This is a genomic window from Pseudorhodoferax sp. LjRoot39, assembly GCF_964253035.1.
Lineage (GTDB): Bacteria > Pseudomonadota > Gammaproteobacteria > Burkholderiales > Burkholderiaceae_C > Pseudorhodoferax.
The window spans coordinates 5,567,103-5,583,059 of record NZ_CAXUQL020000001.1 but is presented as its reverse complement, the minus strand read 5'-3'; the positions used below and the strand labels follow the sequence as shown (position 1 = coordinate 5,583,059).

Here is a 15,957-nt window from a genome sequence, read left to right as displayed (position 1 = left end):
CAGCAATTCAAACAAATTCTGTGGCCGCTGCAGGGGCCGCGGGCAAACTGCCGAGTAGTTCACGGCGCCATGCGAATGGCCCGCGTTTTGCGCAACTACGTCACACCCGCGGCTGCGGCTGCGGCGCAACAGCGGGGCGGTCCGCCCAGGGATCAGTCCGCGCAGCCTGCGCCGTTGGCACGCGTGAGGGCTGCGCCCTTGAGCAGGCCCAGCGCGCCATCGGCCTGTGCCAGCACCAACTGGTCGCCCTGCAGACGCAGCTGCATCTGCGTGCGCGCACCCGGCAGAGAATGCAGGGTATCGCCCTGGATGCGGCCCTCGTATGAGCGCACGCGCTGGCCGCGCGTCATCGTCGCCGTGAACTCCTGGAACTTCTGCTGCACGGCGAACTGCGTGCCCTGCAGCATGCCAGCGCCGCACCACAAGCCGTCCACCTGGGCCGGCACCGTCCACAGCTGCACCTTGCTGGTCTTGTCCAGGCCCACCTTCTTGTCCGGCACGGGCAGCACCGTGGTCTGGTCGGGCTTCCAGTCGCCCATGTCCCAGTCGTGCGAGACGATGCGCGTGCCAGGCTTGAGCGCGAGCAGCCTGGGGCGCAACGCCAGGTTCACATCGGGCAGCAGGTACATGGTGATGACGCTGGCGCCCGACAGGTCGGTCTGGAAGATGTCCTCGACGCGGAACTGCGCGCGCTCGGCCACACCGGCGATGCGGGCGTTCTCCTGGCTCTGGCGCACCAGGTCGGGCACGATCTCCACGCCCAGGCCGCTGGCGCCGAAGCGCTGCGCGGCCACGATCACGATGCGGCCATCGCCCGAACCCAGGTCGATCACACGGTCCTGCGGTCCGACCTGCGCGATGCGCAGCATCTCCAGCGTGACGTTGTCGGGTGAGGTGACGAAGGGAACTTCTTCGAGTGCCTGGGCGGGCGCGCCGAACAGGGCGGCGGCGGCCAGGCCGATGGCGGCGATGCGTGAGCGGAGCAGTGCGTTCAAGCGGTCAGACCTTTGTAGAGCATGTAGGCGGCCAGCAGATACAGCATGCCGGCGAACACGCGCTTGAGCATGGCCACGGGCAGCGCATGCGCGGCGCGCGCGCCGTAGGGCGCGGTGAAGAAGCTCGCCAGCGCGATCACGGCCAGCGCGGGCAGCCAGACATAGCCCAGCGCGCCGGGCGGCAGCTCGGCCACACCCTGGCCGGCCACCAGGTAGCCCGCCACGTTGGCCACGGCGATCGGAAAGCCCAACGCCGCGCTGGTGGCCACCGCGTTGTGGATGGCGACGTTGCACCAGGCCATGAAGGGCACGCTGACAAAGCCGCCGCCTGCGCCCACCAGGCCCGACAGGAAGCCGATGGCACCGCCGGCGGCGAGCCGGCCCGGCGTGCCGGGCAGCTGGCGTGTGGGCTTGGGCTTCTTGTCCAGGAACATCTGCGTGGCCGAGAAGCCCACGAACAGGCCGAAGAAAATCGCCAGGTAAGCGCCCTTGAGCAACGCGAACACCCCGAGGCTGGCCACCAGGCTGCCCAGCACGATGCCGGGTGCGAGCGTCTTGACGATGTCCCAGCGCACCGCGCCGCGCTTGTGGTGCGCGCGCACGCTGGCAATCGCGGTGAACATGATGGTGGCCATCGAGGTGGCGATCGCCATCTTCACGGCCAGGTCGGCTCCCACGCCCTGCCTGGACAGCAGGAAGGTCAGGAACGGCACCATCAGCATGCCGCCGCCGATGCCCAGCAGACCCGCCAGAAAGCCACTGCCCACGCCCAGCAGCACGAGCTCGATCACCAGCACCAGCGACATGGAAAGGGGGGCGGGGAGGGAGAGGAAAAAGGTGTCTGCAAGTGCCACCGAGCCGCAGCCTGAACCGGCGGTTCAGGTGGGCGAGGTCAGCCCGGAGTTGGGATCATCTGACGCGAGACGTTCACGCTCCCCAGGAAATGTTCCAAGCCCGTGCTCATATGAGCATTGGTTCAAGGACATAAAAGCCCGGTGCGCACCGCAGACGCTTTCATTCTAGGACGAATGTGCGGACTCGGTTGCGCAAAGAACGTACAGAGTGCGGTGTTGAGGCTTTACAGGAGCCTGCCGTCGTCACCCAGCGCCGCGTCGAGCTGCGCGAGGATGGCGGCCAGCTGCGCATCGGCGGGCACAGACGCGGCGGTCGCGACACCGGCCGTGTTCGCGGGAGGCGGCTCGGTCTGGTCGAACGCGAGGTTCAGCGCGGCCAGCACCGCGATGCGGTCGCGCGCGCGGATCTTGCCGGCGTCGCGGATCGCGCACATGGCGCTGTCCACGCGGTGCACGGCCTCGAGCATGCGCTGCTCACCGCCGTCCGGGCAGCCCAGCAGGTAGGTCTGGCCGAGGATCTTGGCTTCGATCTGCTTCATGGCAGGTCTCCCACGTCCTGGCCGTCCTTGCGGTAGGCCGGAGCCGGTGCGACCGTGACCGATTCGGGCAGACGTTCGAGCAGGGCGTCGATGCGGGCGCGGGCCGCGCCCAGGCGCGACTTGAGCGAATCGCGTTCGTGCGTGAGCAGCGCGACCTGCTCGGTCAGCAGCGCATTGGTGCGCTGCAGTTCACGGTGGCGGACCAGCAGCCGCTCCGTGCGTTCGGCGATCTGCTGGATTTGCGTGGCTTGGTCCATGGCGGGGCGCATTGTAGGAGGCACGCGGCTTGGCCGGCCCGTAGAATCCGCGCCGTTGGTGCTCGCGGCGTGGTTCACGCGCCGCGGTTCAACGGGAAGCAGGAGGGTGCCGCCCCACACGCGCCATCTAACCTGCGCTGCCCCCGCAACGGTAAGCGGCCGAAGCCCTCCACGGGCTTCTCCTCCATCACGACGCCACTGCGAGCCCTGCTCGTGGGAAGGCATTGGAGTGTGCGCCGCCAGCCCGGATACCGGCCAACGAGGTGGCTGCGCGCTGCGCAGCCTGTGTGCCCATCGCCGGCGGGGAAGCTGGCGCGGGTGGTTTATTCGGGTTCTGCTTCCATGAAGTTCTCTTCGTCCCACGTGCGCCTGGCTGCGCTCCCCCTGGCCCTGTCCGCCTGCTGGCCGCTCGTTGCCACGGCGCAAAGCCAGCCTGCGTTGCAGGACACCGTGGTCACCGCCACGCGCAGCGCCCGGCCACTGGCCGACCTCGTGGCCGATGTGTCCATCATCGACCGCACAGCCATCGAGCGCAGCGGCGCCATCGGCGTGGCCGACCTGCTGGCGCGCCTGCCCGGCGTGCAGTTCGCGCGCAGCGGCGGCCCGGGGGGCACCACCAGCGTGTTCGTGCGCGGCGCCGAATCGCGCTACACGCTGGTCTACCTGGACGGCGTGCGGCTGGACTCGCAGTCCACCGGCGGTGTGCAATGGGAGCAGATTCCGCTGTCGCAGCTCGACCGCATCGAGGTTCTGCGCGGCCCGGCCGCCGCGGTCTACGGCTCGGACGCAGTCGGCGGCGTGGTGCAGCTGTTCACGAAGAAGGGCGAGGCCGGCAAGCCCGCGCCCTTCATCGGCGTGGGGGGCGGCAGCCACGGCAGCTGGCGCGCCGAGGGCGGCATCAGCGGCCGTGCCGGCACCGACAGCGCGATCGACTACGCCCTGGGCGTGAGCAAGGAGCGCAGCAGCGGCTTCGACGCCATGCCGGCGCGGCTGCGCGGCGCCTTCGACAGCGCAACGAACCCGGACAAGGACGGCTACGAGCGCCTGTCCGGCAACGCGCGCCTGGGCCTGCAGATCAACAAGGCGCACCGGATCGACGCCACGCTGCTGGCCAGCCAGCTGGAATCGCAGTACGACGATTCCTTCTCCTACAACCCGGCCAGTCCGCAGGACGACCGCACCCACAACCGGCTGCGCACCGCAGGCGTGACCCTGTCCAGCCAGTGGACCGAGGCCTACAGCACGCGGCTGCAGCTCACCGATTCGCACGCGCGCTACGCCACCACGCCGTCCTTCTACCGCACCGAGACCGACCTGCGCGGCTACCTGTGGCAAAACGAATACCGCCTTGGCGTGCACACGTGGTCGGCCACGCTGGAGCGCCGCGAGGACAGCCTGCGCAACGACCCGATCGACCGTGACCGCAGCCAGAACGCACTGGCGCTGGGCTACGGCCTGAACACCGGCCCGCATGCGCTGCAGCTGCACCTGCGCCGCGACGACGACAGCGAGTTCGGAGGCAAGACCACCGGCAGCGCGGCCTACGGCTACGCCATCACGCGCGCGCTGCGTGCGACCGTGTCGGCCGGCACCTCGTTCCGGGTGCCCACGCTGTACCAGCGTTTCAGCGAATACGGCTCGGCCAGCCTGCAGCCCGAAGAAGGCCGCAACATCGAAGCCGGCCTGCGCTGGACCGAAGGCGCCAGCAGCGCCAGCGTGACGGTCTACCGCAACCGCGTGCGCCACATGATCGACTACATCGACGGCGCCGGTGCCTGCGCCTCGTCCTGGGGCTGCTACCAGAACGTGAACCGGGCGCAGTACCAGGGCATCACGCTGGCGGGCCAGCACCAGATCGCCAATGTGCGGCTGCGCGCCTCCGTCGACTTCCAGGACCCCAGGGACCTGGAGAAGGACCGGCAACTTGCACGCCGCGCCAAGCGCTTCGCCACGCTGGGCGCGGACACGCAGGTCGCCGGATGGTCGCTCGGCGCCGAGGCGCAGCTGTCCAGCAAGCGCCGCGAGTACGACGACTTCGGCGGCAGCGTGTACACACTGGGCGGCTACACGCTGTTCAACCTGCACGCCAGCACCCCGGTCGCACGCGACTTCACGCTGAGCGCACGCGTGGACAACCTCACCGACAAGCAGTACGAGACCGCGCGGCTATACGACACGGGTGGCCGCACGCTGTGGGTCGGACTCAAGTGGGCGCCGAACTGAACCAGCGCTGCCCGGCCATCCTGGTCGCGGCCCCGGCCTCGGGCCAGGGCAAAACCACCGTGGCCTGCGCGCTGGCACGGCTGCACACGCGCCAGGGCCGGCGCGTGCGCGCCTTCAAGTGCGGGCCGGACTTCCTCGACCCGTTCTGGCTCACGCAGGCCAGCGGCGCGCCCGTGCACCAGCTGGACCTGTGGATGACGGGCGAGGACGACTGCCGCGCGCGGCTGCACGCGGCGGCGGGCGAGGCCGACCTGGTCATCGTCGAAGGCGTGATGGGCCTGTTCGACGGCGAGCCCAGCGCGGCCGACCTGGCGCGCCGCCTCCATCTGCCGGTGCTGGCCGTGGTCGACGCTGCGGCCATGGCCAACACCTTCGGCGCGCTGGCCTTCGGACTGCAGCACTACCAGCCGGGTTTGCGCTGGGCCGGCGTGCTGGCCAACCGCGTGGCCAGTGCGCGCCATGCCCAGCTGCTGCGGGCCGGCCTGCGCGAGCCGGCCGACTGGCTGGGCGGCCTGCCGCGCGACGAGGGCATGACGCTGCCCGAGCGCCACCTGGGCCTGACCGTGGCGACCGAACTCGACGACGCCATGGCCCGGCTCGATGCCGCGGCCGATGCGCTGGCCACCACACCCTTGGGGCAGATGGACGCGGCCGCGCTGCAGCGCTGGGCCGTGGACTTCAGTCCATCAGCCGCCGCACCGGCCGGCCGGCCCTTGGCGGGCCGGACCATCGCCGTCGCGCGCGACGCGGCCTTCTGCTTCATCTACGCCGCCAACCTGGACTGCCTGCGCGCACTCGGCGCGGAACTGCGCTTCTTCTCGCCGCTGGCCGACGCCGCGCTGCCGGCCTGCGACGCCCTGTGGCTACCCGGCGGCTACCCCGAGCTGCATGCAGCCCGCCTGTCGGCCAACACCGGCCTGCGCGCCAGCCTGCAGGCGCACGTGGATGCGGGCAAACCGGTCTGGGCAGAATGCGGCGGCATGATGGCGCTGTTCGACACCCTGGTGGACACCCAAGGGCAGGCGCACGCGCTGTGGGGCCTCTTGCCCGGCCGCGTGCAGATGCAGCCGCGGCTCGCGGCGCTGGGGCCGCAGCAACTGGCGCTGCCGGCCGGCCTGCTCCGCGGCCACACCTTCCACTACTCCACCTGCGCGACGCCGCTGACACCTGGCGCGCGCACGTCGCGTCCAGGCCAGGCGCCTGCGCCGGATGCTGGCGAGGCCCTGCTGCAGCAGGGCAGCATCCGCGCGAGCTATTTCCACGCCTGGTTCGCGTCCTCACCGGCCGCGACGGCCGCCCTGTTCACATGGCCGAACTGATCCTGGGCGGCCAGAAGAGCGGCAAGTCGCGCCGCGCCGAACTGCTGGCGCGCGACTGGCTGGCCGGCGACACCGGGCGCAGCGCCGTGCTGATCGCCACCGCATCCGGCCACGATGCAGAGATGCGCGCACGCATCGCGCGCCACCGCAGCGACCGCGCCGCGCGCGTGCCGGGCCTCGCCACGGTGGAAGAGCCGCTGCGGCTGGCCGAGACCATCACGGCCCTCGGCACGCCGCATACCCTGCTGGTGGTGGACTGCCTCACGCTGTGGCTGACCAACCGGCTGATGCCCCTGGCCGGCCCGGCCTGCAGCGCCGCTGACCTCGAAGCCGCGCAGCAGGCACTGGAGCAGGCTGTGCGCGGCGCGCGTGGCCCGCTGCTGCTGGTGGGCAACGAGATCGGGCTCGGGGTGATTCCCATGGGGCGCGAGGTGCGCGCCTTCGTGGACGCGCTGGGCACGCTGAACCAGCGCATGGCGGCCTGCTGCGCCCGCGTGACGCTGATGGCCGCGGGCCTGCCGCTGGTGTTGAAGGACGACTCGGCATGAACGTGTTCCGCCTGCTGCTGCTGGCGCTGGCCTGCTGCTGCAGCACGCTGGCCGCGGCCTACGAGGTCGTCGACGAGACCGGCGCGCGCGTGCACCTGGACGCGCCGCCCGCGCGCATCGTCTCGCTGCTGCCTTCGCTGACGGAGACCGTCTGCGCGCTCGGCGCCTGTGCGCGGCTGGTCGGCGTGGACCGCTTCTCCAACTGGCCGCCAGAGGTGCGTGCGTTGCCGCAGCTGGGCGGCGGCGTCGACCCCCACATCGAGGCCGTGGTGCGCACGCGGCCGGACCTGGTGCTGGTCTCGCACAGCGGCCGCGTGGCCGAGCGCCTGCGCGGCCTGGGCCTGAAGGTGGTGGTGCTGGAGCCCAAGAACCATGCCGACGTGCGCCGCGTGCTCGGCACCGTGGGCCGGCTGCTGGGCCTGCCCGACAGCGCACCGGCTGGCGTGTGGCAGCGCATCGACGAAGGCCTGAACGCGGCCGCCGCCGCGCTGCCCGCCAATGCGCGCCGTGCCCGCGTCTACATCGAGGTCAGCCGCGGCCCCTACGCGGCCAGCGCGGCGTCCTTCATCGGCGAGACGCTGGCGCGCCTGGGCGTGGCCAACGTGGTGCCCGCCGCGCTCGGCCCGTTTCCCAAGCTCAACCCCGAGTACGTGGTGCGCGCCGACCCCGACCTCATCATGCTGGCCAACCGCACCATGCAGGCCGAGATCGACTACCCGGGCTGGCGCGCCATGCGCGCGGTGCGCGAGCAGCGCATCTGCCTGTTCTCGCTGGACGACGCCGAAATCGTGGTGCGGCCCGGCCCGCGCATGGACCAGGCCGCGCGGGTGATGGTGGATTGCCTGAAGGCCAAGGCGCCGTGAACCAGCGGCGTGCGACATGGCTGGCCCTTGCGCTGGCGCTGCTCTCCGCGGCCCTCGCGCTGTTCGGCGCCAGCGTCGGCAGCACCGGCTTCGACTGGCCCTGGCGGCTGCAGGACGATCCCATGGGCTGGCAGATCGTGCGCGACATCCGGCTGCCGCGCACGCTGGGCACCTGGCTGGCCGGCGCGCTGCTGGGCCTGGCCGGTGCCATCGCCCAGGGCCTGTTCCGCAACCCGCTGGCCGACCCCTACCTGCTGGGCAGCGGCTCGGGCGCACTGCTGGGCGTGGCGGCCAGCATGGCGGCGCTGGGCGGTTCGCCGTTCGCGCTGTCGTGGATCGCACGCATGGGCCTGGCCGGCGCGGCCTTCGTCGGCGCCGTGGCCGGTGTGCTGCTCACGCTGGCGCTGGCCCAGGGTGTGCAGCACACACTGCGCCTGCTGCTGGCCGGCGTGATCGTGGGCGTGGTGCTGAGCGCCTTCACCTCGCTCCTGATGCTGCTCTCGCCCGAGATCATGCAGGCGTTGCAGGCCTTCATGCTGGGCAACACCAGCACGGTGGGCTGGTCGGCCTGCGTGCTGATGGCTGTGCCGCTGGCGCTGGCCGCGCTGGTGGCCTGGGCGCTGTCGCCCACGCTGGACGCGCTGGCCCTGGGCGAGGCCACGGCCACCAGCCTGGGCATTCCGCTGCCCGCCATGCGCATGGCCCTGGTCGCCACGCTGGGCCTGGCGACGGGCGCGGCCGTGGCGCAGACCGGCCTGGTCGCCTTCGTCGGCCTGGCGGCGCCGCACCTGGCGCGCTCGCTGGTCAAGGTCACGCACGGCCGGCTGATCCTGCTGGCCGCGGGCATGGGCGGCGTGCTGCTGCTGGCGGCCGACATCCTGGCGCGCTGGCTGATCGCGCCGCAGGAGTTGCCGGTGGGGGTGTTGACGGCGGTGCTGGGCGGCACCTACCTGCTGTGGCTGATGCGCCAGCGCACGCGAGGCGGTGTGCTGTGAGCGCAGAAATGACCCCAAGCCGAGCGCAGCAATGGCCCGAGCGCGAGGCCGAGCGCAGCGATGGCCCGGATCGGCATTTCCCCTGTGCCCCTGCCGAGGAGCGCAGTGCCATGGGCTGCGCGGGGAACCTCGCGCTTCAACATCTGACTCATTGCGCTTGTTCGAATGCAGTGAACGAAGTGAACAGCATGAGTTGCGCAATGCAGCCCATGGCGCGAGCACCGCAGGTTGCCCGGAGCGCTAGCGCAGGGACAGGGGCACCGGGGTCGCCTTCTTTTGCTTGCTTTTCTTGGGCGATTGCCAAGAAAAGTCAGTCGCCGTGCGGGGGCGAAATCCCCGCCTCTGGACCTCGATCAGACGTAGTTTTCGATAGAACACACTGCTTTCGCGCGAGCACCTGGAGCCGGGATATGCGCCCGGCAGCGCAGTCACTTTCTCTTGTCCCGCCAAGAGAAAGTAACCAAAGAGAAGGCGGCCCCGGTGCCCCCGTCCCTGCGCTGGCGCTCCGGGCAACCTGCGGTGCTCGCGGCCTGGGCGCATTGCACAACTCGCACCGTTCGCTGCGCTCACTCAGCTCGAACAAGTGCAATGAGTCAGTCAACAAAGCGCGAGGTTCCCCGCGCCGCCCAGGCCACTGCGCTCCTCGGCGTGGGCACAGGGGTGGGAGCGGGGTCACATACGGGCCATCGCTGCGCTCGGCCCAGGTATTTGGAGACGAGACGTGATCACCACGCTCGAAGCCCGCAATCTGCGCGCCTCCCAGGGCCTGGTCGAGGTGCTGCACGGCGTGGACCTGCGGCTGCCGGTGGCCTGCTGGACCGCCGTGGTCGGCCCCAACGGTGCCGGCAAGTCCACCTTGCTCAAGGCGCTGGCGGGCCTGCTGCCCAGCACCGGCGAACTGCTGCTCGATGGCCGGCCGTTGGCGGCCTACGGCGGGCGCGAGCGCGGCCGGCGCATCGCCTGGCTGGGCCAGAACGAGGCCGCGGCCGACGACCTCTCGGTCTACGACGTGGTGATGCTGGGCCGCCTGCCGCACCGCGCCTGGCTGGCCGCGCCAGGCGCGGCCGACCACGCTGCCGTCGAAGAAGCCCTGCGCGCCACGCACGCACTGGACTGGGCGGCGCGCCCGCTGGGCCGGCTCTCGGGCGGCGAGCGCCAGCGCGTGCTGCTGGCGCGCGCGCTGGCCGTGCAGGCGCCCATCCTGCTGATGGATGAACCGCTGGCCAACCTCGACCCGCCGCACCAGGCCGACTGGCTGGCCATGGCACGCGCCTTGGCACGCGCCGGCCGCACCGTGGTCAGCGTGTTGCACGAGCTGCCGGCCGCGCTGCAGGCCGATGCGCTGGTCATCGTCGAGGCCGGCCGCATCGTGCACCACGGCGCCAGCAGCGACGCCGCCACGCACCGCGCGCTGGAGGCCGTATTCGCCCAGCGCGTCGCGGTCCATTCCGTCGCCGGCCAATGGATCACCATCTCCCGCTGAAAACTCCCCCATGCAGATCGAAACCCCACCCACCACCAAGCCCTACGAGAAGCCCGAGGGCGAGCGCCGCGGCATCGTCATCGTCAACACCGGCGACGGCAAGGGCAAGAGCACGGCCGCCTTCGGCCTGGCGCTGCGCGCGCACGGCCGCGGCAAGCGCGTGAAGGTCTACCAGTTCATGAAGGTGCCGACCGCGCGCTTCGGCGAGCACCGCATGTTCGAGCAGCTGGGCATCCCCATCGAGGGCCTGGGCGACGGCTTCAGCTGGAAAAGCCAGGACCTGGAACGCTCGGGCCAGCTCGCCCGCGAGGGCTGGGAGAAGGCCAAGGCCGCCATCCTGTCGGGCGCGTACTTCATGGTCACGCTGGACGAGATCACCTACCCGCTGGTCTACGGCTGGCTGCCGCTGGACGACGTGCTGGCCACGCTGCGCGAACGCCCGAAGGATGTGCACGTGGTGCTGACCGGCCGGCGCTGTCCGCCCGAACTCATCGCGTTGGCTGACACCGTGACCGAGATGACGCTCATCAAGCACGCGTTCAAGGCCGGCGTCCCGGCCCAGCGCGGCATCGAGGATTGACGGCCGCTGCGGCCCTGTGGATCGCGCTGCTGGTGGACCGCCTGTGGGGCGAACCGCCGGCCGCGCTGCACCCGGTCGTGGCCATGGGCCGCTACCTGGGGTGGGCTGGCCGGCGGCTGCCGCAGACGCCCCGCGCTGCCTTCGCGGCCGGCGCGCTGGCCTGGTGCGCGGGTGCGCTGGTGGTCGGCGCGTTGGCGGCGGCGCTGCAATGGGCCGTGCTGGCCTGGCTGCCCGGCTGGGCCGCCGCACTGCTGCTGGGCCTGGCGCTCAAGCCCATGCTGGCCTGGCGCATGCTGCACGACGAGGTGCAGGCGGTGGAGACCGCGCTGGGCCAGTCGCTCGCAGCGGGGCGGGCACGGCTGGCCATGCTGGTCAGCCGCGACGTGACGCCGCTGGACGCCGGCACCGTGCGCGAGAGCGCCATCGAATCCTTGGCCGAAAACCTCAACGACTCGGTGGTCGCGCCGCTGTTCTGGTTCCTCGTGGCCGGCCTGCCGGGCGCCGCGGTGTTCCGGTTCGCCAACACGGCCGACGCCATGTGGGGCTACCGCTGCGTGCGCGGCGGGCGCGACTGGGAATGGGCTGGCAAGTGGGCCGCGCGGGCCGACGACGTGCTGGGCTGGGTGCCGGCGCGCGCCACGGCCTGGCTGCTGTGCCCGCTGCGCGCCCATGCCGCGCTGGCGGTGGAGGCCCGCCGCACCAGCTCGCCCAACAGCGGCTGGCCCATGGCGGCCATGGCCCTGCGCCTGGGCGTGCGGCTGCGCAAGCCCGGCGTCTACGCGCTCAATGCCCAGGGCAGGGCGCCGCTGGCTGCCGATGTGGCGTATGCCCTGCAACTGGCCGGGCGCGCCGTGGCCACCGCGGGTGTGCTGCTGGGCGCGCTGGCGGCGCTGCTGCTGTGATGCGTACAGCGCATCACCGCATCAGGCTTTTCCGTTCCGTGGGGAACCGGTATCGATATGGGTCGAATCTGGGAGCGAATTCATTTATAAACGGTAACAACTAAAACCGACCCAGACTGTCACGCCAGGAGCGCCACGGATGACTGTTCCGTTACCGACGACGTTTCCGTTGAGCGTCTGAACGAAGCTTGCGCCATGGACGCTAAGCCTCCCATGCAGAGCAGCGGCTCCGCTGCCAAGGTCGCAGTCGCTCGCATGGCGCCGCGCGCGTTGCTCGTCTGCGACGCGGCCGGCCGCGTTCAGCAGGCCAACGCCGTCTGGTTGCAGCTGTTCGCCGCGCCCGGCGGTCCGGCCCCGTCCTTGCTCGATCCCGTTCTGTATGTGAATGGGCAGGCCGGCGTCCAGCAGCTGCTGCGGGCGCTGGACGTCGGGAGCGGCGCCGTGCAGGACCTGCATCTGCCGTTGCGGCGCCACGACGGCTCGGTGTTCATGGCCAGCGTGCAATGCACCAGGCTGCAGGCGGGCAACCAGACCTGGTACACGGCCTGGGCCTGCGAGGAGACCGGGCAGGGCGAGGCCGCCCAGCCCTTGCAAGGGCTGGGCGGCGAAGCCGGACTGCTGCACAACCTGCAGCTGGGCATCGTCTTCACAGGCGGCGGCAGGATCCTGCGCGCCAATGCGAAGTTCGCGCAGATCTATGGTTTCGCCGATCCGCAGGCGCCGGTCGGCCTGGACACGGCATGCCTGTACGAGGACGAAGCCGAGGCCCAGCGCGTCGGTGCCGAACTGGCCCGCACCTTCGCGCAGGAGACGAACTACAGCGTCACCTGGAGCGCCCGGCGCCAGGACGGCGGCCGCTTCATGGCCTGCGGGCGGGCCCGGGCGATCGAGATTCCCGACTGCAACGACGCCACGGTCTGGATCATCGAGGACGAGGCGGAGATCCGCGATGCGGAGGAGATCCGCAAGGAGAACGAGAGCTACAGCCGCATGTTCCAGCAGTCGCACATCGCGATCTCGATCTACGACCCGGCGACCGACTACTACGTGGACTGCAACGAGGCGGCGCGCAAGCTCTACGGTTTCGAGCGCGCCGAGGACCTGCGCGGACGCACCGTGCTGTCGATCTCGGCGCCCATGCAGGAGCGCGGCCCGACCGAGAAGATCCTGGCGGCCGGCCGGCGCAACCTCAACGAGGCCGGCCAGGAGTCGCCCAGCTTCGAATGGCGCCACCGCCGGCCCGACGGCACGGACTGGACGGCCGAATGCCGTGGCACGACCTTCCGCTACCGCGGCAGGACGCTGATCCAGTTCACGCTGATCGACATCACCGCGGCCAAGGAGGTGCAGCGCCAGGTCAAGGAGATGGCGGTCTTCCTGCAGACCATGATCGACCGCATGCCCAACGCGGTGTTCTACCGGGGGCCGGACACACGTTTCCTGGGCTGCAACGAGGCCTTCGAGCAGGCCTTCGGCGTGCAGCGCGCGGACCTGCTCGGCAAGCGCGTGGACGAGATGGACCACCTGCCCGAACCGCTGCGCAGCGAAATGCAGGCCGAACACGAGCGCGTGGTGGCAGACGCATCGCATGTGCACCGGGAAACCCGGTTCCGGTTCGCGGACGGGCGCGAACACCAGGTGCTGTACTCGCTGAGCGGCTTTCGCAAGCGCGACGGCAGCCCCGGCGGCCTGGTCGGCGTGATGGTGGACCTGGAGGCATTGAAGGCCGCCGAGAGCGCACTGGGCGTGGCGCAGAAGGAGCAGGCCGCCATGTTCGAGACGGCCGGCGTGGGCATCGCCTTCGTGCGCGAGGGCGCGATCGTGCGCTGCAACCGCGAACTCGGCCGCATGTTCGGCTATGGCGTGGACGAGTTGCAGGGCCAGCGCATGGGCATCTGGTATGGCGGCGAAGCCGATCTCGATGCCACCCAGGCGCGGCTGCAGGAGCGCATCGGCATGCCGCGCGACAGCCACCACGACCAGGAGTTCGTGCGCAAGGACGGCACGCGCTTTTGGTGCCGCATCACGGCGCGCCACATCGATGCCGACACCAGCCAGGGCAGCGTCTGGTTCATGGAGGACGTGACGGATGAGCGTGCCATCGGCGCGGCGCTGGCCGAGGCCAAGCAGGCGGCCGAGGACTCCGCGCAGGCCAAGTCGATGTTCCTGGCCAACATGAGCCACGAGATCCGCACGCCGATGAACGCCATCATCGGGCTGTCGATGCTGGCCTTGCGCACCGAGCTGGACAAGCGCCAGCGCGACTACGTGAGCAAGGTGCACAACGCGGGCACGGCGCTCTTGGGCATCATCAACGACATCCTGGATTTCTCCAAGGTGGAGGCCGGCAAGCTGGACATCGAGTCCGCGCCGTTCCGGCTGGACGAGGTGCTGGACAACGTGGCGGCGCTGCTGGCGCAAAAGGCCGGCGACAAAGGCCTGGAGCTTTTGTTCGACATCGCGCGCGAGGTGCCACCGGTTCTCGTGGGTGATGCGCTGCGCATCGGCCAGGTGGTCACCAACCTGGTCAGCAACTCCGTGAAGTTCACCGAAAAGGGCCAGGTCGTGGTCTCGGTGCAGCTGCTGGAGCAAGAGGGCGAGGGAGCAGGTGCCCAGGTGCGCCTGCGCGTGGACGTGCGCGACTCGGGCATCGGCATGACGCCCGAGCAGGCCGCACGCCTGTTCCAGGCCTTCACGCAGGCCGACGGCTCGACCACGCGCAAGTACGGCGGCACCGGGCTGGGCCTGACCATCAGCAAGCGGCTGGTCGAACTCATGGGCGGGGAGATCCATGCCGAATCCACCGCCGGGCAGGGCAGCCTGTTCTGGTTCACGGTGCGCCTGGGCGTGGGCGAGGACAAGGGCGGGCGCGACGTTGCGGCCCTGGGCGCGATGCGCGGCATGCGTGCGCTGGTGGTGGACGACAACGACGCGGCGCGCGAACTCATGGGCGCGCAGCTCTCGGGCATGGGCTTTGCGGTGGACACGGTGGGCAGCGGCGAGGACGCGCTGGCCGCGGTGGCCCGTGCGCAGGCCGGCAAGCCCTACGGCCTGATGGTGGTGGACTGGCAGATGCCAGGCCTGGACGGCATCGAGACCGCGCGGCGCGTGCGCGGGCTGAACGACGGCCTGCGCATCGTGATGGCCACGGCGTATGGACGCGACGAGGTGCGCGCGCATGCAGAGCAGGCCGGCATCGAAGCCTTCGTGGTCAAGCCCGTCGGGGCCTCGGCGCTGGTCGACGCGCTGATGACGGCGCTGGTGCCCAACGCGGCGCCGTCGGCCCGCGCGGTGCAGACCCAGGAGATCGCACCGGACCTGCTGCGCGGCGTGCGGCTGCTGCTGGCCGAGGACAACGAGATCAACCAGCAGATCGCCATCGAGTTGCTGGAGGGGGCGGGCGCCAGCGTGCGGGTGGCGGGCAACGGCAAGGAGGCCGTGGACCTGGTCCTGGCCGGCGAGTCTTTTGACGCCGTGCTGATGGACCTGCAGATGCCGGTCATGGGCGGGCTGGAAGCCACCCGGCTGATCCGCGCGGACGCGCGCTTCGACGCGCTGCCCATCATCGCCATGACCGCGCACGCCATGGTGGAGGAGCGCGAGCGCTGCCTGGCGGCCGGCATGGTGGACCACATCACCAAGCCGCTGGACCCGCCGGCGATGTTCAAGTCGCTGTTGCGCTGGGTGCAGGCGCGCCCGGCCGAGGCCGGCACGGTGGCGCCGGCCCTGGCGGCGCCACCGCAGCCGGCCGTGCAGGAACTGCCCACGATCGAAGGGCTGGACGCCGCCGCCGGCCTGCGCCGCGTGGGCGGCAACCGTGCGCTGTACCTGCGGCTGCTGCACCAGTTCGCCGACGGCCAGGCCGACGCCGTGCAGCGCATCGAGGCCGCGCTGGCCGGCGGCCGACGAGAGGAGGCCGAGCGCGCAGCGCACACCGTGCGCGGCGTGGCCGGCAACATGGGGCTGGCCACGCTGCACGCTGCTGCGACCGCGCTGGAGGAAGCGCTGCGCCATGGCGGCGACGTGCCAGCCGTGCTGTCGGCCTTCGGTGCCGAGTTGTCGGCCCGCGTGCAGGCGCTGCGTGCGGTGTGGGGCGCGGACACCGGCATGGCGGGGGCAGCACCGGCCAGCGCGCCGGCCATCGACGCGGCGCAGGCGGCCGGCCATGCCCAGCAGTTCGCCCGGCTGCTGGCCGACTGCGATGCGCAGGCCGAGGACTACCTGGCCGCGCATCGCGCCGCGCTGGTGCAGGTCTGCGGGGCCGAGGCCGTGGCCGCCACCGCGCGGGCCGTGCAGGCCTTCGACTTCGATGCCGCGCTGCAGACCGTGCGCGATGCCGCCGTGCAACAGGGCGTTGTGATCGGGGCGATGGCCTGAAGCAGACGCTGCGCCAGCCCCG

The 15,957-nt window shown here is 71.1% G+C and carries 13 protein-coding genes, 1 other RNA gene and 1 riboswitch; of the genes, 9 read left to right on the top strand and 5 right to left on the bottom strand.

Features of this window, described 5'->3' with window-relative positions:
* Positions 1 to 152 precede the first annotated feature (152 nt).
* The 5 genes from ACSQ4M_RS25945 to ACSQ4M_RS25925 form a co-directional block, all read right to left on the bottom strand.
* A complete protein-coding gene (locus ACSQ4M_RS25945; protein WP_436192273.1) occupies positions 153 to 995 on the bottom strand; it encodes an SAM-dependent methyltransferase in 843 nt (280 codons plus the stop codon).
* Complete coding sequence (locus ACSQ4M_RS25940) at positions 992 to 1,801, bottom strand: sulfite exporter TauE/SafE family protein (RefSeq protein ID WP_436192272.1); 810 nt, start codon at positions 1,799 to 1,801, stop codon at positions 992 to 994. The genes ACSQ4M_RS25945 and ACSQ4M_RS25940 overlap by 4 nt, the downstream gene beginning before the upstream one ends.
* 28 nt (positions 1,802 to 1,829) lie before the next feature.
* Positions 1,830 to 2,009: non-coding RNA, 6S RNA (ssrS, locus tag ACSQ4M_RS25935), on the bottom strand.
* Positions 2,010 to 2,073: 64 nt separating this feature from the next.
* Positions 2,074 to 2,388: a cell division protein ZapA gene (locus ACSQ4M_RS25930; RefSeq protein WP_436192271.1), complete on the bottom strand. Its 315-nt coding sequence runs from the start codon at positions 2,386 to 2,388 to the stop codon at positions 2,074 to 2,076.
* Positions 2,385 to 2,645, bottom strand: a complete 261-nt coding sequence (locus ACSQ4M_RS25925) for a cell division protein ZapB (RefSeq protein WP_056674026.1) — start codon at positions 2,643 to 2,645, stop codon at positions 2,385 to 2,387. The genes ACSQ4M_RS25930 and ACSQ4M_RS25925 overlap by 4 nt, the downstream gene beginning before the upstream one ends.
* Positions 2,646 to 2,684: 39 nt before the next feature.
* A riboswitch (cobalamin riboswitch) is annotated at positions 2,685 to 2,919 on the top strand.
* A 68-nt stretch (positions 2,920 to 2,987) separates the two neighbouring features.
* Here ACSQ4M_RS25925 and ACSQ4M_RS25920 point away from each other — a divergent pair.
* The 9 genes from ACSQ4M_RS25920 (at position 2,988) to ACSQ4M_RS25880 (ending at position 15,935) form a co-directional block, all read left to right on the top strand.
* Complete coding sequence (locus tag ACSQ4M_RS25920; protein WP_436192270.1) at positions 2,988 to 4,868, top strand: TonB-dependent receptor domain-containing protein; 1,881 nt, start codon at positions 2,988 to 2,990, stop codon at positions 4,866 to 4,868.
* Positions 4,853 to 6,187 carry a cobyrinate a,c-diamide synthase gene (locus ACSQ4M_RS25915; RefSeq protein WP_436192269.1) on the top strand — a complete coding sequence of 445 codons (1,335 nt, stop codon included), beginning with the start codon at positions 4,853 to 4,855 and terminating at the stop codon, positions 6,185 to 6,187. The genes ACSQ4M_RS25920 and ACSQ4M_RS25915 overlap by 16 nt, the downstream gene beginning before the upstream one ends.
* Complete coding sequence (locus ACSQ4M_RS25910) at positions 6,175 to 6,735, top strand: bifunctional adenosylcobinamide kinase/adenosylcobinamide-phosphate guanylyltransferase (protein WP_436192268.1); 561 nt, start codon at positions 6,175 to 6,177, stop codon at positions 6,733 to 6,735. The genes ACSQ4M_RS25915 and ACSQ4M_RS25910 overlap by 13 nt, the downstream gene beginning before the upstream one ends.
* The gene (locus ACSQ4M_RS25905) at positions 6,732 to 7,598 is read left to right on the top strand and encodes an ABC transporter substrate-binding protein (protein WP_436192267.1); all 867 of its coding nucleotides are present in this window, start codon (positions 6,732 to 6,734) and stop codon (positions 7,596 to 7,598) included. The genes ACSQ4M_RS25910 and ACSQ4M_RS25905 overlap by 4 nt, the downstream gene beginning before the upstream one ends.
* A 20-nt stretch (positions 7,599 to 7,618) precedes the next feature.
* Positions 7,619 to 8,593 carry a FecCD family ABC transporter permease gene (locus ACSQ4M_RS25900; protein ID WP_436194069.1) on the top strand — a complete coding sequence of 325 codons (975 nt, stop codon included), beginning with the start codon at positions 7,619 to 7,621 and terminating at the stop codon, positions 8,591 to 8,593.
* Positions 8,594 to 9,314: 721 nt separating this feature from the next.
* Complete coding sequence (locus ACSQ4M_RS25895) at positions 9,315 to 10,076, top strand: ABC transporter ATP-binding protein (protein WP_436192266.1); 762 nt, start codon at positions 9,315 to 9,317, stop codon at positions 10,074 to 10,076.
* 10 nt (positions 10,077 to 10,086) lie between these two features.
* Positions 10,087 to 10,656, top strand: a complete 570-nt coding sequence (gene cobO, locus ACSQ4M_RS25890) for a cob(I)yrinic acid a,c-diamide adenosyltransferase (protein WP_436192265.1) — start codon at positions 10,087 to 10,089, stop codon at positions 10,654 to 10,656.
* A complete protein-coding gene (cbiB, locus tag ACSQ4M_RS25885) occupies positions 10,653 to 11,558 on the top strand; it encodes an adenosylcobinamide-phosphate synthase CbiB (RefSeq protein ID WP_436192264.1) in 906 nt (301 codons plus the stop codon). Before cobO ends, cbiB begins: the two co-directional genes overlap by 4 nt.
* 195 nt (positions 11,559 to 11,753) lie before the next feature.
* Positions 11,754 to 15,935, top strand: coding sequence for a response regulator (locus tag ACSQ4M_RS25880; RefSeq protein ID WP_436192263.1), 4,182 nt, complete (start codon positions 11,754 to 11,756; stop codon positions 15,933 to 15,935).
* The last annotated feature ends 22 nt before the right edge of the window (positions 15,936 to 15,957 follow it).